This window comes from Paenibacillus sp. FSL P4-0081, from assembly GCF_000758565.1.
In the GTDB taxonomy this organism is placed as follows: Bacteria; Bacillota; Bacilli; order Paenibacillales; family Paenibacillaceae; genus Paenibacillus_AQ; species Paenibacillus_AQ phytohabitans.
Genome location: NZ_CP009280.1, coordinates 7,331,047 through 7,355,769 on the forward strand (window position 1 = coordinate 7,331,047; position 24,723 = coordinate 7,355,769).

22 protein-coding genes are annotated in these 24,723 nt (G+C 53.2%); 12 read left to right on the top strand and 10 right to left on the bottom strand.

The genetic code is table 11. The annotated features are described in order from the left end of the window. Positions 1–22: 22 nt before the first annotated feature. The 6 genes from P40081_RS38005 (at position 23) to P40081_RS31080 (ending at position 9,459) form a co-directional block, all read left to right on the top strand. On the top strand, positions 23–1,876 hold the full coding sequence (locus P40081_RS38005) for a glycosyltransferase (protein ID WP_081970271.1): 1,854 nt from the start codon (positions 23–25) through the stop codon (positions 1,874–1,876). Beyond that, complete coding sequence (locus P40081_RS38010; protein ID WP_081970273.1) at positions 1,873–4,278, top strand: exosporium glycoprotein BclB-related protein; 2,406 nt, start codon at positions 1,873–1,875, stop codon at positions 4,276–4,278. The genes P40081_RS38005 and P40081_RS38010 overlap by 4 nt, the downstream gene beginning before the upstream one ends. Before the next feature lie 167 nt (positions 4,279–4,445). Next, positions 4,446–5,132, top strand: coding sequence for a response regulator transcription factor (locus tag P40081_RS31065; protein WP_042139931.1), 687 nt, complete (start codon positions 4,446–4,448; stop codon positions 5,130–5,132). After that, a complete protein-coding gene (locus P40081_RS31070) occupies positions 5,129–6,163 on the top strand; it encodes a sensor histidine kinase (RefSeq protein WP_042139933.1) in 1,035 nt (344 codons plus the stop codon). The genes P40081_RS31065 and P40081_RS31070 overlap by 4 nt, the downstream gene beginning before the upstream one ends. Before the next feature lie 96 nt (positions 6,164–6,259). Then, positions 6,260–6,958 carry an ABC transporter ATP-binding protein gene (locus P40081_RS31075; RefSeq protein WP_042139934.1) on the top strand — a complete coding sequence of 233 codons (699 nt, stop codon included), beginning with the start codon at positions 6,260–6,262 and terminating at the stop codon, positions 6,956–6,958. After that, on the top strand, positions 6,955–9,459 hold the full coding sequence (locus P40081_RS31080) for an ABC transporter permease (RefSeq protein WP_042139936.1): 2,505 nt from the start codon (positions 6,955–6,957) through the stop codon (positions 9,457–9,459). The genes P40081_RS31075 and P40081_RS31080 overlap by 4 nt, the downstream gene beginning before the upstream one ends. 50 nt (positions 9,460–9,509) lie before the next feature. Here P40081_RS31080 and P40081_RS36840 read toward each other — a convergent pair whose 3' ends face one another. The 4 genes from P40081_RS36840 to P40081_RS31100 form a co-directional block, all read right to left on the bottom strand. Continuing rightward, positions 9,510–10,379: a helix-turn-helix domain-containing protein gene (locus tag P40081_RS36840; protein WP_052422104.1), complete on the bottom strand. Its 870-nt coding sequence runs from the start codon at positions 10,377–10,379 to the stop codon at positions 9,510–9,512. Between the two features lie 27 nt (positions 10,380–10,406). Then, a complete protein-coding gene (locus P40081_RS31090) occupies positions 10,407–11,378 on the bottom strand; it encodes an EamA family transporter (RefSeq protein WP_042139938.1) in 972 nt (323 codons plus the stop codon). Between the two features lie 4 nt (positions 11,379–11,382). Further along, a complete protein-coding gene (locus P40081_RS31095) occupies positions 11,383–11,835 on the bottom strand; it encodes an Lrp/AsnC family transcriptional regulator (RefSeq protein ID WP_042139940.1) in 453 nt (150 codons plus the stop codon). Positions 11,836–12,620: 785 nt separating this feature from the next. Then, positions 12,621–13,184, bottom strand: a complete 564-nt coding sequence (locus P40081_RS31100) for a GbsR/MarR family transcriptional regulator (protein ID WP_042139941.1) — start codon at positions 13,182–13,184, stop codon at positions 12,621–12,623. A 224-nt stretch (positions 13,185–13,408) separates the two neighbouring features. Between P40081_RS31100 and P40081_RS31105 the strand changes: the two genes are divergently transcribed. The 6 genes from P40081_RS31105 to P40081_RS31130 all read left to right on the top strand — a co-directional run bounded on the left by P40081_RS31105 (position 13,409) and on the right by P40081_RS31130 (position 18,915). Then, positions 13,409–14,359: a carbohydrate ABC transporter permease gene (locus P40081_RS31105; protein ID WP_042139943.1), complete on the top strand. Its 951-nt coding sequence runs from the start codon at positions 13,409–13,411 to the stop codon at positions 14,357–14,359. Between the two features lie 48 nt (positions 14,360–14,407). Then, the gene (locus tag P40081_RS31110; protein ID WP_042141662.1) at positions 14,408–15,244 is read left to right on the top strand and encodes a carbohydrate ABC transporter permease; all 837 of its coding nucleotides are present in this window, start codon (positions 14,408–14,410) and stop codon (positions 15,242–15,244) included. Positions 15,245–15,278: 34 nt separating this feature from the next. Continuing rightward, entirely contained in the window at positions 15,279–16,625 is a 1,347-nt protein-coding gene (locus tag P40081_RS31115) for an ABC transporter substrate-binding protein (protein WP_042141664.1), read from the top strand. Positions 16,626–16,686: 61 nt separating this feature from the next. Then, complete coding sequence (locus tag P40081_RS31120) at positions 16,687–17,586, top strand: HAD family hydrolase (protein ID WP_052422105.1); 900 nt, start codon at positions 16,687–16,689, stop codon at positions 17,584–17,586. Then, positions 17,583–17,924 (top strand): DMT family transporter, encoded by a 342-nt coding sequence (locus tag P40081_RS31125; RefSeq protein WP_042139944.1) that lies wholly within the window; start codon positions 17,583–17,585, stop codon positions 17,922–17,924. Before P40081_RS31120 ends, P40081_RS31125 begins: the two co-directional genes overlap by 4 nt. A gap of 40 nt (positions 17,925–17,964) precedes the next feature. Then, entirely contained in the window at positions 17,965–18,915 is a 951-nt protein-coding gene (locus P40081_RS31130; RefSeq protein WP_042139946.1) for a metallophosphoesterase family protein, read from the top strand. Positions 18,916–19,032: 117 nt separating this feature from the next. Here P40081_RS31130 and P40081_RS31135 read toward each other — a convergent pair whose 3' ends face one another. The 6 genes from P40081_RS31135 to P40081_RS31160 all read right to left on the bottom strand — a co-directional run bounded on the left by P40081_RS31135 (position 19,033) and on the right by P40081_RS31160 (position 24,666). After that, on the bottom strand, positions 19,033–19,857 hold the full coding sequence (locus tag P40081_RS31135; protein ID WP_042141666.1) for a MetQ/NlpA family ABC transporter substrate-binding protein: 825 nt from the start codon (positions 19,855–19,857) through the stop codon (positions 19,033–19,035). Between the two features lie 87 nt (positions 19,858–19,944). Next, positions 19,945–20,607, bottom strand: a complete 663-nt coding sequence (locus tag P40081_RS31140; protein ID WP_039307317.1) for a methionine ABC transporter permease — start codon at positions 20,605–20,607, stop codon at positions 19,945–19,947. After that, the gene (locus P40081_RS31145) at positions 20,600–21,361 is read right to left on the bottom strand and encodes a methionine ABC transporter ATP-binding protein (RefSeq protein WP_076247733.1); all 762 of its coding nucleotides are present in this window, start codon (positions 21,359–21,361) and stop codon (positions 20,600–20,602) included. The genes P40081_RS31140 and P40081_RS31145 overlap by 8 nt, the downstream gene beginning before the upstream one ends. Positions 21,362–21,650: 289 nt before the next feature. Then, positions 21,651–22,664: an endo-1,4-beta-xylanase gene (locus P40081_RS31150; protein ID WP_081970277.1), complete on the bottom strand. Its 1,014-nt coding sequence runs from the start codon at positions 22,662–22,664 to the stop codon at positions 21,651–21,653. Between the two features lie 62 nt (positions 22,665–22,726). Beyond that, a complete protein-coding gene (locus tag P40081_RS31155) occupies positions 22,727–23,686 on the bottom strand; it encodes a carbohydrate ABC transporter permease (RefSeq protein ID WP_081970570.1) in 960 nt (319 codons plus the stop codon). A gap of 2 nt (positions 23,687–23,688) precedes the next feature. Beyond that, entirely contained in the window at positions 23,689–24,666 is a 978-nt protein-coding gene (locus P40081_RS31160) for an ABC transporter permease (RefSeq protein WP_039307312.1), read from the bottom strand. Positions 24,667–24,723 lie beyond the last annotated feature (57 nt).

Consider the following 24,723-nt stretch of genomic DNA (forward strand, 5'->3'; position numbering starts at 1 on the left):
TCAAATCAAATGGAGGGATTGAATGCAAGTATCCATTATCATATTGGCCCAACATCTTCGATTACTTAAATCATGCCTGGCCAGTATTGAGTTATTTACGGAAGCCCCCTATGAGCTGATTGTGATTAACGATGGCGGCGGTGAAGAGATCAGCAGCTATTTAACTCTCCATAAAAAAGCGCGCTCCTTCTCGTCCAAGGAACGTATCGGCGTGTCCGGAGGATACAATCTGGGCGCATCCTTTGCGGCTGGTGAATACCTTGTATTCATGCGTGACCATATGATTGTGTCTGAAGAATGGCTGTCCAGCCTGACCGGCTGTGCCCGGCAGCACCCGCAGGCGGCGATGATCGGCCCTGTCAGCAATGATGTTAGCGGCCCGCAAAGACTTCCGGTGATCTGTACAGAGATGGAGCAGCTGGATCATATCGCCAGATCGTTCGCACTATCCAAAGCCGGACAAGCCAAGACCACAACCCGGCTGCTAAGCCATCTGCTGCTTATGCGCCGTGATGCCTTCGGTCAGCTTGGAGGCTTCGATGAACAATTCGGACTGGAATGCTACGAGGATGACGATCTATGCTACCGTGCGCTCCAGGCAGGATACAGTCTGCAGATCGCCCTGGACTGCTTCGTGCGCTATATCCAGCCTCCACCGCTGTTCCCGGAATCACCCGGCTGGTACAATGCACAGCTGATTGCCAATAAAGAAAAAGCCCGCAGGAAATGGGGCCTCGATATTACAAGTGCTCTATATGAAATGAAACGCAGCGTCACCGTGAGTCTCTGCATGATTGTCAAGAACGAGGAAGCCACTCTTGAACGCTGTCTGGACAGTGTCTCAGGACTGGTGGATGAGATCATCATTGTGGATACCGGTTCAACAGACCGCACCAGGGAAATTGCTCTGCGCTACACGGACAAGGTAGCTGATTTCACATGGGTCAACGATTTTGCCAAAGCGCGGAATTATGCCTTCAGCCTGGCGACACAGGATTACCTGCTCTGGATGGATGCTGATGATATTCTGCTGCCTGCAGATGCCGAGAAGTTCAGCACCTTGAAGAGCGCCTTGGAATGGGATACGGATGCGGTATCCATGAATTACAATCTGGCCTTTGACGAGCACGGTAATGTCACCTCCAGCCTTACACGCAACCGCCTGGTCAAACGGGAGAACGGCTTCCGCTGGATCGGTATCGTCCATGAATACCTGGAGGTTAGCGGCAAGGTGCGACGTTCGGATATTTCCATCACCCATGGCAGAGTCCACGGGAATTCTGACCGTAACCTGAATATCTACGAGAGCCGTCATGCGGCCGGGGAGATTTTCTCCACCCGGGATCTGTTCTACTTCGCCAATGAGCTGAGGGAACATAAGCAATGGGACAAAGCCATCTCTTTCTATGAAATGTTCCTGCAGCAGGTAGACAGCTGGATCGAGGACCGGATCAATGCCTGCGGAAGCCTCTCCGATTGCTACCGGGAGCTTGGCAATGAACAACAGGCCAAAGCTAAAGCGCTCCAGTCTTTCTCTTATGATCTGCCCCGCGCAGAGAATTGCTGCCGGCTTGGCAGCCTGTACATGCTGGAGAACGACTTCAGCAAAGCCATCTTCTGGTACAAAATGGCGAGCGAATTAACCAAGCCGCTGGACAATTACGCCATTCTCCAGCATGCCTGCTGGAGCTGGCTGCCGCATCTGCAGCTCTGTGTCTGTTATGACCGCATCGGCCAGTATGAACGGGCCAGTGCCCATAACGAAATGGCTGCGGAACACATTCCTTTTGACAGCAAAGTGCTGGCGAACAGAGCCTACTTCACCGGCCTGGGCGCTGCAAGACAAACATATACTTTAGGGGGAACTACTCGATGAAAAAAGCAACAACCCGCTATACAGAAATCGCCCATGGCAGCGAAAACTCCAAAAAGGATATCAAACCCGCTTTAGTAAAAACCTCAATGGCGGTTATGGTGCTTAGCCAGGTAGCAGCCGTGCTGCCCAGTGCCGGATTCGGCGGTACAGGCATTGCCTCCGCAGCTGAAAAGAAAGGCTTCAATGATGTAAGCAGCAGCTCGTGGATGTACAAATATGTAATGAAAATCGCCGCTTTGGGGTTTGCGGAGGGAGATACCACCGGGAACTTCAATCCAAAGGCGCCGCTGACTCATCAGGAAGCTGCAATTATGGCTGTCCGTTTCCTGGGCACAGAGGAGCCTTCCGGCACTTCGGCCAGTTCTTCGCTTGAAGTCAGTGATTGGGCAAGTGCCTGGGTGCAGACCGCTATTAATGAAGGTTTAATTAAACCTGAAGAGGAAGCCGCTTCGGGCTGGGGAACACAGAATGCCAGCCGCGAGTGGCTGACTAAACTTGTGATCCGTCTGCTCGACAAGGAGAATGAAGCACTTGCCCTGGCCAGCGAACCACTCCCCTTCAATGACGAGAATCAAATTTCCGCCTGGGCTACCGGCTATATCAATGCAGCTTCCCAGTTAAAAATAGTCCAAGGCTTCGAGGACAAAACGTTCAGACCTACCGCTGATGTGACCCGTGCCCAGGCGGCAGCTATTTTCAGCCTGGCGGAAAGATATGCTCCGGCCCAATCCGGAACTGTTGCCCGCGGCACTGTCGTCAGCCTGACTGGCAGCCAGATTGGTGTACTGACAGAAGCTGGTCAAGTCGTGAACCTTAAGATTGACAGCACAACACTGATCTTCGGCACTGGCGGAGCTTCCGCTTCTGATATAGCCGCCGGGCAGCCCATCACGGCAATCTACAGTAACGGCGCAGCTTCTTATATTGAAATCGCCGACATTACCAAGGCAGAAATTACGCTGCCGGCGCCAAAAGGCGAAACCGGAGCGACTGGTGCAGCAGGCCTGGTGGGTGCTACTGGGGCGACTGGCGCTACTGGGGCGACTGGCGCAACGGGTACAACCGGGGCAACTGGCAGCGCTGGCTCCTCAGGAAACCAAGGAGCAATCGGGGCGACCGGTGCGACGGGGTCTGCCGGTCCTGTCGGTGAAATAGGCGCAACAGGTGCAACGGGCCCGGCAGGTGAGACCGGCGTAACCGGAACCACGGGACCTACCGGGGCAACGGGGCCTGCCGGGGCAACGGGGCCTGCCGGCGAAGTCGGCGCTACTGGAGCGACGGGTGCAACCGGCCCAGCCGGTGAAGAAGGCGCCACTGGGGCTACCGGCCCTGCGGGCGAAGAGGGAGCTACTGGGGCAACGGGGGCAACTGGCGCTACTGGAGCCACTGGGGCTACCGGCCCTGCGGGCGAAGAGGGAGCTACTGGGGCAACGGGGGCAACTGGCGCTACTGGAGCCACTGGGGCTACCGGCCCTGCGGGCGAAGATGGAGCTACTGGGGCAACGGGGGCAACGGGCGCTACAGGAGCCACTGGCGCTACTGGACCTGCGGGCGAAGATGGAGCTACTGGGGCAACGGGCGCTACAGGAGCCACTGGCGTTACAGGGCCTGCGGGCGAAGATGGAACTACTGGGGCAACGGGCGCTACAGGAGCCACTGGCGTTACGGGGCCTGCGGGCGAAGAAGGAACCACTGGCGCTACTGGTGCTACTGGCGAAGATGGAGTCACCGGCGCTACTGGTGCCACTGGCGTAACTGGCGCTACCGGGGCGACTGGTGCTACCGGTGCTACCGGTGCTACCGGTGTTACAGGAGCCACCGGGGCGACTGGCGCCACTGGTACTCCAGGGGCTAGCGCAAATGCCTATATCCCGTTTTCTTCAGGAAACCCTGCTACTGTAACTACGATAGCAGGCGGTTTGCCAGGCACTGGCGCACTGATTGGCTTCGGAAGCTCAGTAAGCGGCGTATCCGTTACCTCAGGAACTATTGATTTAACCGGAGCAAGCGGCACAAATCTCAATTATGCCTTTTCTGTACCAAGTGCCGGAACCATTACATCCCTAAGCGGATATTTCAGTACAACACAAGCACTTTCTCTGGTGGGAACTACGGCAACTATTACAGCCCAACTGTACGCGAGTACAACGCCCAACAATACATTCGTGCCTGTACCTGGAACTGCAATGACATTGTCTCCCTCGCTTACAGGAATAATATCCGTAGGATCCGTCTCTTCCGGTATAATTACAGGCCTATCTATTCCTGTTACAGCACAAACGCGCCTGCTTATGGTATATTCAGCATCCGCGGCAGGTCTCAGCCTTAACAATACTGTTCAAGGATACATGAGCGGCGGTCTCAATATTTCGATGCCGGCAACTGTACCAACACCTCCCTGATAATTCATTTTATTAATTAAAAGCTGATTCTTAGCAGATATTCTGCTGGGGATCAGCTTTTTTTACTGTCCCTTCCAAATTATACGGCATCATATTCTCTTGCAGGATCTCCCAGTCATGGCCATAATATTGAGATAACGCTTCATCCACACAAAGGAGTTACGCCCATGAAGACACTGCTGATCGTTGAAGATGACCGAAGCCTGAACAAGGGAATCGCCCTGTCATTGGCTCAAAATGACTTAATTATAGAGCAGGCCTATTCTGTGGCGATGGCTGATCAGATTATATCCTCAACCCAGATAGATCTCATTCTGCTGGATGTGAATCTTCCGGACGGAAGCGGACTCGATTACTGCGAGAGAATCCGCCGAACCTCACAAGTGCCGATTATATTTCTGACAGCCAACGACATGGAGCCGGATATTGTTACCGGCTTTGCGCTGGGAGCTGATGACTATATTACGAAGCCATTCAGTCTGATGATTCTGCGGGCCCGGGTAATGGCCGTCCTGAGAAGGAGCGATGCACCTGCCAGTGACAGGATCGTTATCGGACCGCTGGAATTTGATTTTGGCAAAATGGAATATTTCAAGAACAGCCGCCCCCTGCTGCTGAGCAAGTCCGAACAGAAACTGCTGCGCATACTGGTAGTGAACAGAGGCAACATTCTGACCCGAGAGCAGCTGATCGACAAAACGTGGAGCCAGGAGGCTGTCTTCGTGGATGAGAACGCATTGACGGTAGCGATCAAAAGATTGCGGGCCAAAATCGAAGCTGAACCCTCCTCGCCCCAATATATTAAGACCGTTTATGGTTTAGGGTATACATGGACAGAAGGGCCGACTCTATGAAGGGACAAGAACGACTGCCGCATACCCGGCTGGTAAATCTGGGGTTTGCTGCGGCTTTTATCATTCTGGTGCTGGCTTATGTGACTTGTATTATATTACTGGATACCACTGGCTCATCCATCCTCGGACTCTCCCTTCTGTTTATACTCTGCATGCTGATCCTGGGAGGGGCCTGGTCCTGGTCGCTCAGGCATCAGCTCACTTCTTTTATGGGACAGGTAGAGATACTGGTAGACAACGCTACTCTCGGGCGTGAGCCAAACTATAATTATGAAGAAACCCTTCTCTCCTCCATAGAACATAAATTAATGCGGTACATAGAGATTGCCAGAGTGAACGGACAGAATCTGGAGACGGAAAAGAATAAAATTAAAGAACTGATCTCCGATATCTCCCATCAGACCAAAACACCGTTATCCAATATTATGATTTACAGCCAGCTGCTTGAGGAAAATCTGGTGCATGATGAGCATGCGCTCCCGCTTGTTCTCCAAGTTAAAAAGCAGTCGGAAAAGCTCGACTGGCTGATCCAATCCCTGGTCAAGCTGTCCAGACTTGAGACGGGCATGATTTCTTTGCACATGGTGTCTTCTCCTGTGATCCGCGCCGTTTCTGAAGCAGTTTCGCAGATTTTCATCCAGGCAGAGAGCAGCTGTATCACTATCAGTATAAGCTGTGAAGCCCACATCACCGCGCACCATGACTCCAAGTGGACAACCGAGGTGTTATTCAATCTGCTGGAGAACGCCGTGAAATATACAGGAGCGGGAGGCAGCATCCATATCACCGCTGAAGCGAATGAGATGTTTGTACGCCTGGATATCGCAGATACCGGCCGGGGAATCTCCCAGGAAGAGCTGCCCCAAATCTTCAAGCGGTTCTACCGGGGAAATAATGTGCGCGATATAGATGGCGTGGGAATAGGACTATTCCTGGCGCGGGAGATTATCACTGCACAAGGCGGACATATGAAGGCTGCATCTGTGCCCGGGCAAGGCACTGTGTTCTCGATCTTCCTGCCGCTATGCTGAATATGTCCATTCCGTCAGATTTCAGACACTCTCCTGTTAGATTTGTCTGATACCTTGAAGATGTGAATAAGAACATACGCACAGGAGGAATATAACATGCCTATTCTGCGAATAGAGAATCTCAAGAAATATTATGGAAAAGGAGCGCAGACGGTCAAGGCTCTGGATAACGTATCTATGAATGTCGAGAAAGGGGAGTTCGTGGCAATCGTCGGCACGAGCGGCAGCGGAAAAAGTACACTGCTGCATATGCTCGGAGGTCTGGACCGGGCCACAGAAGGCAAGGTGTATGTCAACGGGCATGATATTTTTCAGATGAGTGATGAGAAGTTAACCATTTTCAGGCGCCGCTCTGTCGGATTCGTCTTCCAGAGCTATAATCTGGTACCGATCCTGAATGTGCTGGCAAATATCGTCCTGCCCATTGAGCTTGACGGAGGCCAGATCGACCAGGAGTATCTGAACCTGATTATCACGAGTCTGGGACTGCAGGAGAAGACCCGCAATCTGCCTGCTGCACTCTCCGGCGGCCAGCAGCAGCGCGTGGCCATCGCAAGAGCGCTTGCGACCAAACCTTCCATTATCCTTGCTGATGAACCCACCGGCAACCTGGACAGCAAGACCAGCCAGGAGGTGCTTATCCTGCTGAAACAGCTCAGTGTCAAATTCGACCAGACTATTGTTATGATTACGCATAACGAAGCCATCGCCCAGATGGCGGACCGGATCATCCGCATTGAGGACGGCAGGATCGCCTCAGGATTAACGCAGTCACCCGGGGAGGGCCGGTTATGATCGCTACAAACAACCGGAAGACCGTGTTCAACCTGGCGATGGCCAGCCTGCGGGCCAACCGGTTGCGAAATTTGGCGGCCATCTGCGCTATTGTGCTGACTACACTGCTTATTACTTCCATTTTCACTATGGCTCTGAGTATCAACCAGTCTATGCAATATGCACAAATGAAAACAGCCGGAAGTGACTTCCACGGAGGCTTTAAATACCTTACTCCGGAAGAAGCAGCTACGCTGCGGAAGCATCCTTCAATTAAACTATATGACTACTCGCTTAGTTCCGGCAGATTGGGGAATAAAGAATTTAAGCATGATCCCGTTGAGGTGCTGCAGATTGATCAGGTCTACGCGGATCACAGCTTTATCGTGTTCACAGAAGGAGGATTGCCTACTGGAGAGAATGAGGTTGCCCTGAACACCTGGATTCTGGACAAGCTGGGGGTGCAGCCCGAGCTCGGCAAGGAGATCACGCTGCAGATAGATATTGGTGAGCGGATGATCAGCCAGAAGTTCACTTTGTCAGGCTATTATGAAGCGGACAAGGAGCTTGCGATGGCGGGACTGGCCTTTGTCTCGAAAGCTTTTACCGATAAAAACCTCTCAGACATCGATCCCGTACAATCAAGAGACAGCGGCTCCTACGTTAATACCTCAAATCTGAGTGTCATGTTCAGCAATTCCTTTCATATTGAGAGCAAGCTTAACAAGGTCCTGGCAGACACGGGAATTACGGCTCCTATCGGAATCAATTGGGCTTATTCCAGTGTATCTTTGGCGGAAAATGCAGTGAATATCATTCCATACGCCGCAGTTATCTTCATCATTATGCTTAGCGGCTACCTGCTTATTTATAATATTTTTTATATTTCGGTGGTCCGTGATGTGAAGTTCTACGGCCTGCTGAAAATGATTGGCACCACCCCGAGACAACTGCGGAGAATCATCGCTATTCAAGCCAGGCTGCTATACCTCATTGCCCTGCCGTTCGGCCTTGGCTTCGGCTATCTAATCGGCAGATGGGTTACACCTCTGACCACTTCGCTATCCGGAGAGTTTAAAGGAAGTTCGCTTTCGTCCAGTCCATGGATATTTGCAGGCGCAGCCCTCTTCTCCTTCCTGACCGTGTGGATCGCAGCGCATAAGCCGGGACGGCTGGCAGCGGACATCGCTCCCGTGGAAGCTGTTAAATTCTCAGGCGTTCAGAATGGCGGAGTGAAAACTCTCAGGTCCTCAAACCACGGGGCCAAGCTACACCGTATGGCGTTCTCCAATCTGTTCCGGAGTCAAAAGAAGCTGAGCCTGATGTTATCTTCGCTTTTCTTAAGCATTCTGCTGTTTAATACGATATTCACCGTAATCTCCTCCATGGACGTCAATAAGTACCTCAGCGCCTACATTCATGGGGATTATATGATACACAACAAGGGCATTATCCAGCAGGAGGGGGAACGCTCAGTCAATGAAACAGAGCTGTCCGAGGAACTGTGCAGGCAGCTGAGTCATATAGACGGGGTGAACAGTATCGATAAAGTCTATTATAGCCTGCTCACCGTTCCTCCGGATGATATCATCCGCGCTTCACTGAAGTCGTCAGCCAATCCACAGGGCATCCCTGCCCGTGTCCACGCTCAGCTCTTCGGACTGGATTCAGGCTGGTACGATCTCGCAGAACAGGATGTGCTCGAAGGGGAATTCAACCGGGAGCAATTTGATTCCGGGGACTTCATACTGGTGACCCAGACTCTTACAGAGCCAGGCGCCTATGCAAGCTACTATCATCCCGGAGATAGGATCAGCTACCCCGGATTGAAGCAGAGCTACGAAGTGATGGCCGTGCTGAAATATGACGCTTTCTTTGCGGCAACCACCCAAACATATTTCGGCAACGGCTACAACGCCTTCCTGCCTGCAGCCAAGCTCCGCCAAGCCACTTTGGAGAGCGGGACTCCAGCAGACATCCTCTCGCTTACCCTGCATGCAGATCCCGCCAAGCTTGATGAAACGGGGCAATTGCTCAGAGAGGGCATCCGCCCGCTGGATGCTCTGCAGCTGAAATCCAGAGAAGATTACAGAGAGGAGTTAAGCGATAATATCCGTATTTTTGAGATTATCGGCTATGGCCTGAGTCTCGTAATCGCCCTCATAGGTCTGCTCAATTACATTAATTCTGTCCTTACCGGGGTGATCGCCCGCAGGCATGAATTTGCCGTTCTGGAGAGCATCGGGATGACTAAGAAGCAGCTCAAACGGATGCTTGTTTACGAAGGATTGTATACTGTACTGCTCACCGCTCTGCTTACCTCTACTATAGGCGTGCTGCTGACTTACTGGATCGCCAGGAATATTGCCGCGGGTATGGCCTATATGGAATTCCGCATGATGTGGCTGCCGTTCATTCTGGTCATTCCGGTACTGGCTGTTTTGTCTTATCTCATCACAATAAGTGCCTACAGACCGCTCGCCCGCAGCCCGATCGTCGAAAGGCTGCGTGAAATGGAATAAAGGCATGCTAAATAGCCGGATACTCTAACGAGTACCGGCTGTTTCAGCAGTTATTTGGCGAAGGTCCGCGACACCCAATCGCCCAGAATATCCTCACTGAGGAATGGAGCCAGCGGCAGGAGTGCTGCCGCACCTTCTTTATTGAAGATACGCTCAGCTAGTCCATTCAGCGCCTCTTCACTGAGGAACGGAGCCAAGGGGAGCAGCGCTCCCGAGCCTTCCCGCTCAAAGACTGCCTCTGCCAGCTCATCCAGTAGCTCTTCTTCGAGGAACGGAGCCAGCGGGGGGAGCGCTCCCGGACCTTCTTTGGCAAAAGCGAGCTTGGCGCATTCCTCCAGCCCCTCCTCACTTACAAACGGGGCAAGCGCCACAAGTGCATGTTTTCCTCCTGCGGCATAAGCTTGTTTGGCAAGCTCGTCCAGCCCCTCCTCACTCATAAACGGGGCCAGCTTCAGCAGCGGCTGAATCCCCTCCCGCTCAAACACCTCCACGGCGCATTTATCCAGCGTCTCTTCGCTTAAGAAGGGCGCCAGTGCCAACAGATCGTCTACTTCCGCACCCACCTTCACATGCTCAAACGCTTCGCCGATCTGTTCATTTTGCAGCAGCGGCGCAAGGTCCGAAAGCTCTTGTGCCGTGCCTTCCCCCCGCTGGAAATAATCCCCCGTGGTCTGATCCAGTACACTTTCGATAATCCGGGAGCTTCGCCCTTGTTCTTCTCCGAGGATCTCGCCGATCCCTACGCCAAAGATTTCCGCCAGCTCCGGAAGCTTGGAGATATCCGGCATACTTGCGCCCCTCTCCCAGTTGCTGACCGCCTGATAGCTGATCCCCAGCTTATCTGCGAGCCCCATTTGCGTAAGCCCGGCGGCTCCTCTCAATCTAACGATATTCCTGCCCACCTTCAACATGTCAAACATGCTTCCACCCCTTCGGCTAAGATGCTCTCAGTGTACCGACCGCTGCTGTTTTTGTATATCAAGCGCTGCTTGAGTTGCCGCCTGCTGAGGCTTGCCGCGGAAAATAGTCACCAGAACGACCGCTGCAATAATGATCACGGCTGCAATCAGTGTATTCAAGGTAAGCTGTTCACCGACCAGCAGCCAGCCAAGCAGTACCGCCACCACCGGATTAACGAAGGCATAGGTTGAGACGAGAGACGCGTCAGCATTCTTGAGCAGCCAGATGTAGGCCGTGTAGCCGACGATGGAGCCGAAGACGACCAGATAACCGAGTGCCAAATATGAGCGCATAGAAATGCCGGAAATATCGAGCTTGGACCAGTCGCCGGTGAAATAGGAGAAAATCATCAACAGCGCTCCTCCCGTCAGCATCTGTGCTGCCGTTGACATCAGCGGGGAATCCGGCATTGCAGCACTGCGTGAATACATCGATCCGACTGCCCAGCTTATGGAAGCTATTAATAAGGTAATAATACCGATCAAATCGGTGGCGGTCCCCGTATCTCCCTTCCCCGGCTGGAAGACCAGCACAGCAATGCCCAGCAGCCCCAGTACAATCCCGGCGATGACACCGGTATTCGGACGTTTGCCGCCGCGGCCAAACCAGCCCATCAGCATCATCCAGACGGGAACGGCCGCAACGATCAGTGAAGCGATGGATGAAGATACTCTTTGCTCTGACCAGGCCACCACACCGTTGCCTCCAAGCAGCAGCAAGGCGCCGACAATCGCCGAAGACCGCCACTCGCGCCCGGCCGGACGCTTCGCTCCGCTTAATCTGGCAATCATATAGAGCACAGCACCGGCTGCAAAAAACCGTACTCCAGCCATCAGAAAAGGCGGCATCGTCTCAATCGCAATCTTCATGCCGACATAGGTGCCTCCCCAAAACAAATAAACGCACAATAGCGCAATACCAACCACGTACACCGGATTCACTTTCTTCTTCTGCGGCATACCGCTACACCCCCTTCAATCCGTCCTCATATATAGTAGATAAAATAAAAGTGGTCGAGGTTTCCTTAACGTCAGGAATACGGAGAATCTCGTCAAGCAGAAGTGTAAGCTCCTCCGGCGAGGTCACCCTCACCTTAAGCAGCATGCACCACTCTCCCGCCAGCCGCTGGCATTCGATGATGCTCACGCCCGGGATTTGGATGCGGATAATCTGTTCTGCCGCCTCCTTAAAGCCCTGGCTGACCACCTTCACGGAGATCATGACCTTAATCTTCTGGTCCAGCTTGCTCCAGTCCACAATTCCCCTATAGCCCTTGATTACTCCGCTTTTCTCCAGCTTGCCGACTCTCTGATGCACAGACGGCCGCGAGATATGCAGCAGTTTGCCGATCTCTTCATGGGACAGTCTTCCGTTCTCTTCCAGCAGCTTTAGAATTCTGATATCGAGTTCATCCACAACACCGCCTCCTGGGCAAAATTATAGCATGATTTATATGAATAATGACTAATCGTTAGTGTTCATCAGTAAAATCAAACGTTTCGTAAGATAAACGGGAAATAATATCGTTAATCGTTAGAATACCGGCTCAAATCTATCATGAGAATAACGAATCGTAGGTGCGTTTGATACGAAAAAACCCAAGTTTTGAGCCGCCAGCTGGAGAAGCTGGCTTAGGCCGCTGCTTGAGCAGGATGATGCTGGGGGATATTTGATATTTGCTGCGAAACTCCAGACTGGGGCGGAACGGAGAGAGAGTAAAATAACCAGCTGGCTGCATGAGTAAAACAAACGAGTTTGAAAAGGCTGGGTTGTACTGAATTCGGCTTAATCGAACCCAGTTTTCGACCCCAAACCATAACTCAACCGGACTGAGAGGACCTTATTTTACGAAAAGGACTGCTTTGTCCGGGCAAACGGACTCAGAATCCTCTATTTACTTCCGGACACACCAAAACAAGGGTCTTTGAGACATTTAGCGGAATCTGAGTCCGCGCAGGTTAAATAACAGGGTATTTTCGCCAAATAGGGGATTGTCAGTCCGGTTCCCGCAGGATATCGGTCTCCACCACAGTTGTGTTCCCGTGTCACAGAGGAACTGGAGACGCAGAGTTTCATTGCTCCGTCCACAGCGACAGCGATCAGCAGCTACTTCTGTCCAGCGTCAGCGGCTTACGCGTCCCCCGAACTCAGCAGCTACTTCTGTCCAGCGTCGGCGGCTACGCATTCCCCGAGCTCAGCAGCTATTCCCTGCCCGGCAAGCCGCCGCCGAACACCGTTCCTTCCGCAAGCCCCGACACGAACTGCTGCAGCCAGACATAATATTCAGCGGCATGCTTTAGCTTGTCCAGATCCTTGAGGCAGGCCTGCCGTTCCTCCTCCGGAGTGTCCTCCGCATCGATAAGGGCCTGCAGTTCAGGCACCGCCGTCCCCATCGCCTCCTGCATCACATCGATCTCCCGCTGAAGCTTCAGCGTGAAGAAGTTCCGGAAGGCCTGGAAGAAATCCGTCTCCGCCGCATATAGCTCCTTCCGCTCACGCTTCTCCTCCAGCTTCGTAACCATCCGGGAGGCGATCAGGGAGCGGACACCGTAGCTCATATTGCTTTTGCTCATATTCATGACCTGCTTCATTTCTTCCAGCGTCATCGGCTTGTCCTCAAAGAACATAATTCCGTACAGCTGCCCGAAGGAATAATTCGCTCCATACAAATCCATCGTCTGCGCTATCGCATCAATCATCGGGCCGAGCAGCTGCTCCCGAGGCGAACGATGTGGGTTGTCCTCGCCAAATGCGGCCTGCTTCATCAGGGTAGCACCTCATTTTCGCATAGAATTGTTCTCTCTACATTACACAAAACTGAAGCTTTGCGGCAGACTTACTACAAATTTTACACAAATTCCGAAGTATGTTTACTCCCGCTTGACCACAAGCCTCGTCCATGAGTGTACAATTTTTTTTGAACAGAGGAACTGTCCTCTGCATTATACCGCACCAAACAATGTAGATGGAATGGGGTATTGGGACGAAAATGACACGTTCAAAACTTATTAGCGGCCTTAAGCCCGTGCTGTTCACGCTGCCGGCAATGATCCCGTTCGCCCTGTTCTGGCTGGCACCGCTGCTGTATGTACTGTATCTCAGCTTCACGGAATGGGATTTCATGAGCCCGGAGAAGACCTTTGTCGGCCTGCAGAATTATACCGACCTGCTCAGCAATCCGGCTTTTTACCAGGCCTTAAGAGTAACCGTGCTCTTCTGTGCGGGCAGTGTGCTGCCGATCATCCTGCTGGGACTGGGCCTTGCCCTCCTGATGAACCATAAAACAACCCCACGAAGTGGAGCTTTAGCTTCGAGGTTTACTCAGGTACTTCGCGGGGGCCCCACGTTCAACTTAAAGGGCTCTGCCCTGTATCAGGTGCTGCTGTTCTCGCCTTGGGTCACACCAACCGTTGCCGTATCCATCGTCTGGTCCTGGATATATGAGCCTGATGTCGGCCTCGCCAATACAGTGCTCGGCTTCTTCGGCCTTGAGCCGATCGGGTGGCTGCAAGACCCCAAGTGGGCGCTGATTGGCGTGCTGCTCGTAACGATCTGGAAATCAGTAGGCTGGGCGATGATCTTCTATCTGGTGGCGCTGCGGAATGTGCCTTCAGACCTGCTGGAAGCCGGGGAGCTTGACGGGGCAAGTCCGGTGCAGAAGTTCCTCCGCATCACGCTGCCGCTGATCTCGCCGACCACACTGTTTCTGTTCGTGGTACAGCTCATCTCGGCGCTTCAGGCCTACGATCAGATTAATGTGCTGACGCAGGGCGGCCCGTCCGGCTCTACCCGCACCTTGCTGTATCTGTATTATCAGTCCGCCTTCGAATCGTTCCAGATCGGAGAGGCTTCCACTGTAGCTGTCGTCCTGGTCTTCCTATGCATGCTGCTGTCGGTGTTCTCTTTCAGCATCAGCAAGCGGACCACCCATTACCAATAGCAGTTATCTGTTCTTATCTTTCGTACAAGGAGGTCTCACCGCTTGCGTATGCTCACACGGCTCAGCGGACCGGCCCGCCAGATTTTTTTCGCCGCGCTTGTTCTGCTGATGGCCTTTCCGTTCTACTGGATGGTTACCAGCGCACTCAAAACCAATGATGAAATCTGGCGCTCCCCGCCCACGCTCTGGCCTGAGGTACCGCTCTGGGGGAATTTCGCCGCAGCCTGGAACGAGGCCCCCTTCGCCCGATATATGGGCAACAGCATCTTCGTTGCTGTCTCCATCGTCATCCTGCAGACGATCAATTCCGGGATGATGGCGTATGCGCTGACGCATATGAAGTTCCGCCTGAAGGGTGTTTTTGCCGGAGTTATTCTGTTCGGTTACATGGTTCCGGCTACAGCCGTCTATCTGCCCGGATATCTGGTATTGTCCGAGCTGCATCTGCTGAACTCCTATGCCGGCCTGATTCTCTCTAATTGTGTAAGTATCTTCTCCATCTTCCTGATCAGACAAGCCTTCCTGCAGGTGTCGCATGAGCTGGTGGAGGCGGGTGAAGTGGACGGCGCTTCGCATATGCGGATTCTCTGGACGGTGCTGGTCCCGGTTACGCGGTCATCCTTCGCCGTACTGGCGCTGATTACCTTCATTGATCAGTACAACAATTATTTCTGGCCGATGCTGATTACCAAGGACCCCAGCCTGCAGCTGGTATCAGCCGGTCTGCGCAGCTTCTTCGTGGAAGGAGGTGCGTACGGACTGAAATGGCCGCTCATCATGGCCGCCAGCGCCTTCACGATTGCCCCGCTGCTGCTTGTCTTCCTGCTGGCGCAGAAAACGATTATGCAAAGTGTCAACATGACCGCAGGCTCCAGTAAAGGCTGAAATCTAACACTTCCAAACAAAGAGGAGAATGATGATGAACGTATTCAAAAGGTTGTCTGCAGTATCCATGATTGCCGGACTTTCCGTACTCACTGCCTGTGGCGGTAATTCTGCTTCGGGCAATGTTACGGCAGCGGACGGTGCCGCCACAGTGCCTGCCGCTAATGCTGCTCCGGCTGGAGGCGCACCGGTAACTATTGAATTCTGGTATGGACTCGGCGGCAAGCTCGGTGAAAATATGGAATCGCTCATTCAGAAATTCAATGCCTCCCAGCAGGAGGTCATCGTCAAGGGCATTGTGCAGGCAGATTATACAGAAACCGAACAGAAGCTTCAGGCAGCGATCGCTACCGGGCAGGTTCCGGCAGCCGTGCTCTCCTCCAATATAGACTGGGCCCGCAAAGGCTACTTCGCAGCGATGGATGAACTGATTGCCGGGCAGCCGGATTTCAATCAGGCGGATTTCGTCCAGACCTTCCTGAGCCAGGGCCAGGTTGACGGCAAGCAGTACTTCCTCCCGATGTATGGAACGACGCAGGTGATGTACTACCGTAAGGATGCTTTTGAGAAAGCCGGCATTGATGCCAGCCAGATTAAGACCTGGGAAGACCTCGCTGCAGCTGCCAAGAAAATGACAGTCACAGAAGGCGGCAAAACCAGCTTCTACGGTTGGGAGCCGATGTGGGGCTCCGGCAATATGATTGACGCTGTACTCAGTAAGGGCGGCAACATTCTCAGTGAGGATGGCAAAACAGTTACGATCGACTCTCCTGAATGGATCGAGACCTGGGACTTCTTCCGCCAGTCGATTCATGAAGACAAGACCATGCGTATTCACTCCGGCGGACAAGGCTGGGAGTACTGGTACAAGACGATTGACGATGTAATGAAAGGCCAGGCGGCCGGATATACCGGCTCCAGCGGCGACCAGGGCGATCTCGACTTCAGCATCGTCTCCGCGATGGAGCAGCCGGGCTGGGCCGGAGTCGGCGAAGGCAAACCTGTGGCTCAGGCAATTATGGCTGGTATTCCTGCCAAGGCCGTAGATGCCGAGCAGCAGGCCGCCATGAAATGGCTGGCCTACTTCACGAACTCCGAGAATACCGCCTTCTGGTCCATTAACACCGGGTATATTTCCGTACGCCAGTCTGCACTCGAAGATCCGGCATTCGTCACATTCAGTGAGACTAATCCGCAGATCAAAATTCCGTTACAGCAGGCATCCCACGCTTCTGCTCCCTTCCAGGACCCTACGGGCGGTAAAATCAACGATGCCCTGACAATTGCTGCGGACAAGGTGCAGATTGAGAATATTCCGGCTGCTGAAGCCCTTAAGGAAGCGCAGCAAACCGCCCAGGCGGCATTGGATAAACTGAAATAACCGGCAATTCATGCTCTAAATACTTCAGGCAATGAACTATCAGATACAGGAGGACGGCAGCATGCCTACGCTCATTACCCCGCACGGGGAGCACCCCATATCAGCCATTTTGTTCGACAAGGATGGCACCCTCCTAGAGTTCGTCTCCCTCTGGGGCAGCTGGGGCGAGTGTTTCCTCGCCCGGTTCTCCCGGCAGCTGGAGGAGCACGGCCTTGAATTTCCGGCGCAGCACCTGACCTCGCTGCTCGGAACCGTTCACGATGCAGAAGGCAGAATTATTGATTATGACCGTAACGGCCCCCTGGCCATGGGAACCATGAACGATCTCTATGCCATTCTGTCCTGGCAAGGCTATCTGCTTGGCTTATCCTGGGCAGAGTCGATGGAGCTGACTGACCGCTGCCGCCAGGAGGCGGATGCGTTAATGGAGCAGAGCAAGCCAGTGCTCCCGCTCCCCGGCCTGCTACATTTCCTTGAAGAATGCGCAGCCGAAGGAATTCCGCTGGCCGTAGTCACTGCCGATGAAACCGCAGCGGCGGAGAATCACCTCCGCTGGCTCGGCATCCGCGGGTATTTCAGCGCCGTGATCGGCACAGATCAGGTGGAGCGCGGCAAGCCCTTCCCCGACATGGCGCTGCTGGCCTGCGAACGGCTGGGGATACAGCCGGCCGAAGCTGCCGTGATCGGCGACACGAACGGCGATATGCGGATGGCCAAGGCCGCCGGGGCGGCTGTGGCCATCGGGATTGCCGGCAATGCGGCAGCCGGGCGGACAGCTGCTGCAGCTACGGCCAGAGCAGGTGCAACCAGCAGCCCGGCCGGCGTGAATACAGCGGCTACAGACCTGGCTGCCGGCAGTAGCCGTGCGGCAGATACACGGCCTGCACGCAGTCTTTTGCCGGATGCAGATTGTCTGGTGCAGTCTTATGCGGAGCTTGGTATAGGAAGGATCGCACGATGAGGGCCGAGGGGGCCTTAGCCTGGGTGTTTCTCGCAATGGCGATTGTGTTCGAGCTCTCCGGCACCCTCTCCATGAAACTATCCCACGGCTTCACCCGGCCCTGGCCCTCCGTGCTGATGTTCCTGTTCTACGGGATCAGCTTCACCTCGCTCAATGTTGCCCTTACCTCCATCAAAGTTGGAGTTGCTTATGCGGTATGGTCGGGGGCAGGCATCATCCTGATCTCCGTGGCGGGCGCGCTTTTTTTTGAAGAACGGCTGACCTTGTCCTCACTCTTGTGGGTGACTGTAATCGTAGCCGGAATAGTGGGATTGAACATTAGTGCCAAAGGGCATTAGCAGATTATTCATACATCATCAAAGGAGGCTCACCCTGCGAATGAACACAAGCGGACATGGCGGACAACCTCCGCTGTTAACCTTCCAGATTATTACCGACACCCATGTCACGGCCGATCCGGCACATGAATACAATCTGAATTTCGAACGGGCACTGCAGGATTTGGCCGCCCATGCGCAGGGCAGCAGCGGAATTATGCATATCGGGGATATCACGGATCATGGCTTCGCAGAGGAATATGCGGAGGTCCACCGTATTCTTCAGCTGCATCAGGCATCGCTGCCTGAGATCCGCTTCACCTTGGGCAATCATGATGTGGGCCTCGGCCACTGGGAATCCCGCCTGGCGATGTACACTTCCCGTATGGGTATGCCTGGTCCCTATCATGACCATTGGACCGGCGGGTATCATTTCATCTTCCTTGGAACTGAGGAGGGTCTGCCCACGTTCTGCAATCTGTCGGACGAACAGCTTAAGTGGCTGGACCGTAAACTCGGAGAACGGGCACCGGACAATCAGCAGCCTGACGGGCAGATGGAGCTGGAGCTCGGTGCAGCCGCGCCGCCGGATCAGCCGGTCTTTCTCTTCCTGCATCAGCCGCTGAAGGATACGGTGGCCGGTTCATTGGAGTCACAGGAGTGGTATGGCGTTACACAGGATAAGGAGCTGCGCTCCATCCTGGCGAAGTATCCGCAGACTCTGCTCTTCACCGGGCATACCCACTGGGAGCTTGAGGCCGGCAATACGATGTACCCCGGCAACGGGGAGACAGCCACTATGTTCAATGCCGCTTCTGTGGCCTACCTCTGGACGAATGCGGATGAGCACAAGACGGGCAGCCAGGGCTTCTATGTGGAGGTCTACGCTGACAAGGTGCTTGTACGGGGACGCGATTTCACTACGGGAACCTGGATTGAAGCGGCTCAATACGAGGTTGTTAACACCGTTAATGTACTTGGGCAATCTTCTGAAAAAGTCCATATTAAATAAACAAGCTTCCTTATAAAAGCTGCAATAAAAACAGCCTTCTCCGTCAATAAGGAGAAGGCTGCTGTGCGTAAAGGCTGCAAAACTATACATCCGTTTGCGGATGCAGTTTATTTTCAATCAAAAAGCAGGCAGCGCAATATCCGCGTAATTATCCTCAAGGAACTTCTTCACTTCCGGGCCGCTGATCGCCTTGGCCAGCTTCTGGATCGCCTCGGAATCCTTGTTATCCTCACGGGCAACGAGCGTGATCGTAAATGCGGAATCCTCACCTTCGGTGATCAGCGCATCCTTCTTGGGGGTCAGGCCGAGCGGGCTGGCATACGCCGGAGTCATCGCCACCAGGTCCGCATCATCCAGCATCCGGGCCAGCATCAGCAGATCGACCTCCTCGAACTTAAAGTTCCTGGTATTGGCGGTAATGTCCGCCTGGGTCGCCTGGATGCCTACCCCTTCCTTCAGCGTAATCAGTCCTGCATCCGCGAACATTTGCAGGGAGCGTCCGATATTGGAAGGATCGTTCGCCATCACCAGGGTCGCGCCCTCAGGCAGTTCATCAATGCTCTTGTAGCGCTTGGAATAACCGCCATAAATGGCATCATATACCGGTTGAACCGCAACGAGCTTCGCATCTTTGCTGGCATTGAACTGTTCCATGTAAGGCACATGCTGGAAGAAGTTGGCGTCCACCTCTTTGTTCGCCAGCGCTTCGTTAGGCTGCACGTTATCGGACAGCACTACAACCTCCATATCCACGCCTTCTTCTTTCAGAATCGGCTTCACAATATCAAGGATATCCGTCATCGGCGGAATCAGCGAGGCTACCTTGATCTTCACAGGTTCAGTGCTGGCGGCAGCCGGTGTCTCTTCTGCTTCCTTGTTGTTTCCGCAGCCCGCAAGAGCGAGTACCAATACGAGCAGTGTTAATCCGAAGGCAGCTTTCATTCTTGTTCCGGTTCTCTTAACCGTTCCGTATCCTGCAGTCATCGTCTTCTTCATTATTATCTCCAGCCCCCATTGTTATATAGTATCTCAGCGTTTATCCAGCAGTCTTGCCAGCGTACTTCCTGTGAACTGAATCAATTGCACCAGCACAATCATGACGAGAATGGCGTAGATCATCACTTCTGTCTCGAAGCGCTGATATCCGTAGCGGATCGCGAAATCGCCAACCCCGCCGCCGCCGACCACACCCATTACTGTTGAAAAAGAAATGAAGCTGATCGTAGAAGCTGTCAATCCCAGCACCAGTCCGGAACGGGCCTCCACATACAGAAACTTAAAGATCACTCCCAGCCTGGATGCCCCCATGGATAACGCCGCTTCTATCGTTCCTCTGGGAACCTCCAGCAGAGATTGCTCCACCAGCCGTGAATAATAGGCAATAGCGACAATAGACAGCGGCACCGTTGCCGCCAGCGTGCCAATTGCCGTTCCCACCACCAGGCGGGTAAACGGAATCAGAGCTACTACCAGCAGCAGGAACGGAAACGAACGCACCACATTTACAATGCTGTTCAGTATGAGAGACAGGCTTCTGTTCTCATACAATTGGCCTTTGCGGCAAAAATACAGCAGTGTCCCCAGCGGAAGCCCCAGCAGCAGCGCAGCCCCCACGGAGATTCCGACCATCACAAAGGTCTCTCCGATCGACTGCCACATCTGATCCTGATACTTCAGCATGCTCTCAAACATAGGGTTCCCCCGTTCTTCCCGTAATTCTCTCCCGGTAGGAGCCCGAATGGCTCCCCGGCGGAAGAAAGCCGGCCTCATCCCGGGAAAAGAAATCAACCATCCGCCCGCGCTCCATTACAGATACCTCTGAGCAGATGCTCCGGACAACATCCAGCTCATGGGTAACTATAACGACAGTAACACCAAGCGAATCATTGATGTGGCGGAGCACACCCAGGATATCCGCCGTGGTGCCCGGATCAAGCGCGGAGGTCGGCTCATCGCACAGCAGCAGCTTCGGATTGTTCGCCAGCGCCCGGGCAATCGCTACCCGCTGGCGCTGGCCCCCGCTGAGCTGCGCCGGATAGTAATTAGCTTTGTCCGCAAGCCCGACAAACTGCAGACATTCCAGCGCCCGCTTCATCCGACCGGCACGCGGCACTCCGGCAAGCTCCAGCGGAATCGCCACATTGCGGCTGACGGTGGCATTGCCGACAAGATTGAACTGCTGAAAGATCATGCCGATTCTTTGCCGCTGCTGCCGCAGCTCCTTGTCCGGCAGCTCTGTAAGCAGCTTGCCGTCTACAGTAACCGTTCCCCTATCGGGCCGCTCCAGCAGATTGATCAGCCGCAGGAGTGTAGATTTGCCGGCACCGCTTGCCCCGATAATGCCGTGAATAGCACCCGTCTTCACTTCAAGCGATACATTGTCCACAGCAGTATAAGGGCCGTTCTTCAGAGCGAAGCTTTTGCTAACCTGACTCAGTGATAGAATATGAAGCCCTCCTCAATAGACTGCCCGGACTACAGCGCTCCACCTTCGGCTGTATTGTACTATAATTATTTAAAATCTGTTTCATTAAAAATCTCTTTAAATAATAAGGCATTTCTTCCGCTGTGTCATCATTTTTCTCAAAATGATTTATAAGCGCTCCGGAAGGGATACCCATTATAAGGATTGCCCCCGGGCCGTTTGGGATTATTCTTGTATATACGCCAAAAAGGATGCGGCCCTAATAGGACCCCATCCTTTTTTGCTATTTCACAAGAAAAATCTCCTCCGCTCAGCGGTTCCCCGGCACAATCCGGTTATACGCAGGCTTGGGCTGATGCTTCTCATCGAACAGAAACGGCCAGTTTTTCCGTCCCCGGACGGGGAAATCATCCAGCCAGGTATAGTCATCCGCTGCACCCCAGAAGGTGACAGAGGAGATGACCTCGCGGTATTCCTTCAGCAGCCGGAACACGGCTTCATACCGCTCCGCCTGCAGCTCAAGCAGTTCCGCAGGAGGAGCCTTAAGATCCGTTCGCCTGTCATCGAAGCGGAACAGCGACAGATCAAGCTCCGTAAGCTGCAGCTGAAGGCCGAGCGAAGCATATTTCTCAATCGCTTCCCTGATTTCATCCAGGCCCGGATCATACAGATTCCAGTGGGCCTGCAAGCCGACGCCGTGCACCGGCACCTCCCGGTCAATCAGGGATTTCATGAGCGTGTAAATTTTGTCCCGCTTCTGCGGGTCGGATTCATTATAGTCATTGTAGAAGAGCAGCGCCTGCGGGTCCGCTTCATGCGCGTACCGGAACGCTTCGGCAATGAAGTCCGGTCCGGCGATCTCCAGCCATTTGGAGGGGCGCAGCAGCTTACTGCCTTCATCGGCAATAGCTTCATTGACCACATCCCAGGCATAGATATCTCCCCGGTAACGCCCGACCACGGTTTCAATATGACTTTTGAGCCGGGCCAGCAGTGTATTCTTGTCTACCATTCCGTGCGATTTGTCCTCAAACAGCCAATCGGTTGTCTGATTATGCCATACGAGGGTATGCCCGCGCATCGCCATGCCATGCTTCCGGGCAAAGGCTGCCAGCGTATCCGCCGCCCCGAAACGATAGATCTCCTCTGCCGGATGCAGACTCTCAAACTTCATCTCATTCTCGGCAGTAATACTGTTGAAATGATAAGCCAGCAGCTTTTCCTGTGAACTGGCCGTCCGCGGATTGACCGCTGCGCCGATCTTGAAATCATCAGCGAACACCAGCTTCAGTGCAGGCTCCTTGAAGTCCAGGCTTTCTCTCACGGCTAATAACACTCCTTATTCACATTAGTCGGATCAGGCAAAGCAAGCATCGCTCCGGCCGCCTATTCCTTCACACTGCCGACATTCAAGCCCACTACAAAGTACTTCTGCATAAACGGATACACCAGCAGGATAGGCACAGAGGCCACGACTGTGATTGCTGCCCGTATAGAGAGCGGCGTCACCATCGCTCTTGCCGAATTCTGATCCATCCCCACCCCATTCTGTACGGTTGGGTTGCCGTTGGAATTCATCGTTGAGGATAGCAGCTTCATCAGCTCATATTGCAGCGTACTGAGATTCTGTCTGGATGAGGTATAGATAAAGGCATCGAACCAGGAGTTCCACGCGCCGACAGCCACAAACAGTGCGATGGTAGCCAGCACCGGCTTGCAGAGCGGAAACACCACCCGCATGAATATTCTGAAATCCCCGGCGCCGTCGATCTTCGCCGATTCCAGGAGGCTCTCCGGAATGGTTCCGATATAGGTACGGATGACGATCATATTGAATGCGCTGATCATGGACGGGAAAATATACACCCAGAAGCTGTTTAACAGATGCAGATCCTTGATCAGGAAATAGTTCGGGATCAGACCGGCGCTGAAATACATCGTAAGCACAAAGATAACAGTAATCGGCTGGCGGAATACATATTCCCTGCGGCTTAAGGTGTATGCAAGCATGGTGGTCAGAAAAATATTAAGTATCGTAGAAATTACCGTACGGGCTACTGAAACCAGGAAAGCGTCAAAAATAGTTCCCGTGGCAAAAATCGCCCTGTAATTCTGAAAAGTCCATTCTCTCGGCCATAAGTAAATACCGCCGCGGATCGTATCGTTCCCTTCATTAAACGAAACAGCTATCGTGTTGATGAATGGATATAATGTCACAACCACCAGACAGACCATAAAGAGCGTATTGAAGGAAGTGAACAGAATCGGCTCAAGCCTTCCGGTGCCTAGACTCCTTTTCACCGTATAGCCTGCTTTTGGCCCAGGGCTAATTTGTCGGTTATCCATCATTATAACAACCTCTCTTCCCCAAGCCGCTTGGAAATCCCATTAGCCATAAGCAGCAAGGTTACACTGACAACTGTTTTGAAAATCCCGCCCGCAGTGGCGAGTGAATAATTCCCTTGGGCAAGCCCGTATTTAAGCACGAAGATATCTATCGTCTCCGCCCAGTCCACTACCAGCCCGTTGCCGAGCAGATACTGCACTTCAAAGCCTGCCTCCAGGACATGTCCTATGGACATAATCATCAGAATTACAATCGTTGCTTTGATACCCGGCAGGGTTACAAACATCATCTTCTTGTAACGGTTAGCACCGTCAATTTCGGCAGCTTCATAAAGGGCCGGGTCAATGGAGGCAATGGCTGCCAGATAAATAATGGTATTCCAGCCCACTTCCTTCCACACATGCGAAGCCCCTACGATTCCCCAGAAGTACTTTCCCTCACTGAGCCATAGAATCGGCTCTTTAATCAGATGCAGCTTCATCAGAACGATATTTACAATCCCGTCGTTAATGGAGAGCGAGGTGGCCACAATGCCGGTAACTATAATCCAGGACAGGAAGTGGGGCAGATAAGAGATTGTCTGCACGGTCCTTTTCCAGAAGACCTTCTTGATTTCATTCAGCAGCAGCGCAAGCACGATAGCTGTAACAAAACCGAGAATCAGATTGATAAGCCCCATCGCCAGCGTGTTGCGCAGTACACGAATAAAGTTATCATCTGTAAACAGAAACCTGAATTGCTTGAGTCCCACCCATTCCTGTTCACCGAAGGACTTCGCCGGCTTGTAATTCTGAAAGGCCATGGTCCAGCCCCAAACGGGAACATAGGCAAAAAGAATAATGTAGAGCATCAAAGGCACAGACATCCAAATAAGCTGATTCTGGTTTTTGATCAAGCGCCAGGTAATCGGCTGTTTTTTCTTCTTTCGGTTCTTCTTCGGATGCCGGACGACAGTATCTATTTCTAGGGTCTCATCCATATTCGTTGTCTCCTACTCCATGAAATTAATTTAGCAAGTGGAAGGCCCTGATCGGCC

Bases quoted from the DNA above. Each gene is read 5' to 3' on its own strand.
- P40081_RS36840 (WP_052422104.1), bottom strand. From the start codon at position 10,379: ATGTTTGACATGTTGAAGGTGGGCAGGAATATCGTTAGATTGAGAGGA.
- P40081_RS31105 (WP_042139943.1), top strand. From the start codon at position 13,409: ATGACACGTTCAAAACTTATTAGCGGCCTTAAGCCCGTGCTGTTCACG.
- P40081_RS31110 (WP_042141662.1), top strand. From the start codon at position 14,408: ATGCTCACACGGCTCAGCGGACCGGCCCGCCAGATTTTTTTCGCCGCG.
- P40081_RS31140 (WP_039307317.1), bottom strand. From the start codon at position 20,607: ATGTTTGAGAGCATGCTGAAGTATCAGGATCAGATGTGGCAGTCGATC.
- P40081_RS31135 (WP_042141666.1), bottom strand. From the start codon at position 19,857: ATGAAAGCTGCCTTCGGATTAACACTGCTCGTATTGGTACTCGCTCTT.
- P40081_RS31120 (WP_052422105.1), top strand. From the start codon at position 16,687: ATGCCTACGCTCATTACCCCGCACGGGGAGCACCCCATATCAGCCATT.
- P40081_RS31065 (WP_042139931.1), top strand. From the start codon at position 4,446: ATGAAGACACTGCTGATCGTTGAAGATGACCGAAGCCTGAACAAGGGA.
- P40081_RS31100 (WP_042139941.1), bottom strand. From the start codon at position 13,184: ATGAAGCAGGCCGCATTTGGCGAGGACAACCCACATCGTTCGCCTCGG.
- P40081_RS38010 (WP_081970273.1), top strand. From the start codon at position 1,873: ATGAAAAAAGCAACAACCCGCTATACAGAAATCGCCCATGGCAGCGAA.
- P40081_RS31070 (WP_042139933.1), top strand. From the start codon at position 5,129: ATGAAGGGACAAGAACGACTGCCGCATACCCGGCTGGTAAATCTGGGG.
- P40081_RS31155 (WP_081970570.1), bottom strand. From the start codon at position 23,686: ATGGATAACCGACAAATTAGCCCTGGGCCAAAAGCAGGCTATACGGTG.
- P40081_RS31080 (WP_042139936.1), top strand. From the start codon at position 6,955: ATGATCGCTACAAACAACCGGAAGACCGTGTTCAACCTGGCGATGGCC.
- P40081_RS31160 (WP_039307312.1), bottom strand. From the start codon at position 24,666: ATGGATGAGACCCTAGAAATAGATACTGTCGTCCGGCATCCGAAGAAG.
- P40081_RS31090 (WP_042139938.1), bottom strand. From the start codon at position 11,378: ATGCCGCAGAAGAAGAAAGTGAATCCGGTGTACGTGGTTGGTATTGCG.
- P40081_RS31125 (WP_042139944.1), top strand. From the start codon at position 17,583: ATGAGGGCCGAGGGGGCCTTAGCCTGGGTGTTTCTCGCAATGGCGATT.
- P40081_RS38005 (WP_081970271.1), top strand. From the start codon at position 23: ATGCAAGTATCCATTATCATATTGGCCCAACATCTTCGATTACTTAAA.
- P40081_RS31130 (WP_042139946.1), top strand. From the start codon at position 17,965: ATGAACACAAGCGGACATGGCGGACAACCTCCGCTGTTAACCTTCCAG.
- P40081_RS31115 (WP_042141664.1), top strand. From the start codon at position 15,279: ATGAACGTATTCAAAAGGTTGTCTGCAGTATCCATGATTGCCGGACTT.
- P40081_RS31075 (WP_042139934.1), top strand. From the start codon at position 6,260: ATGCCTATTCTGCGAATAGAGAATCTCAAGAAATATTATGGAAAAGGA.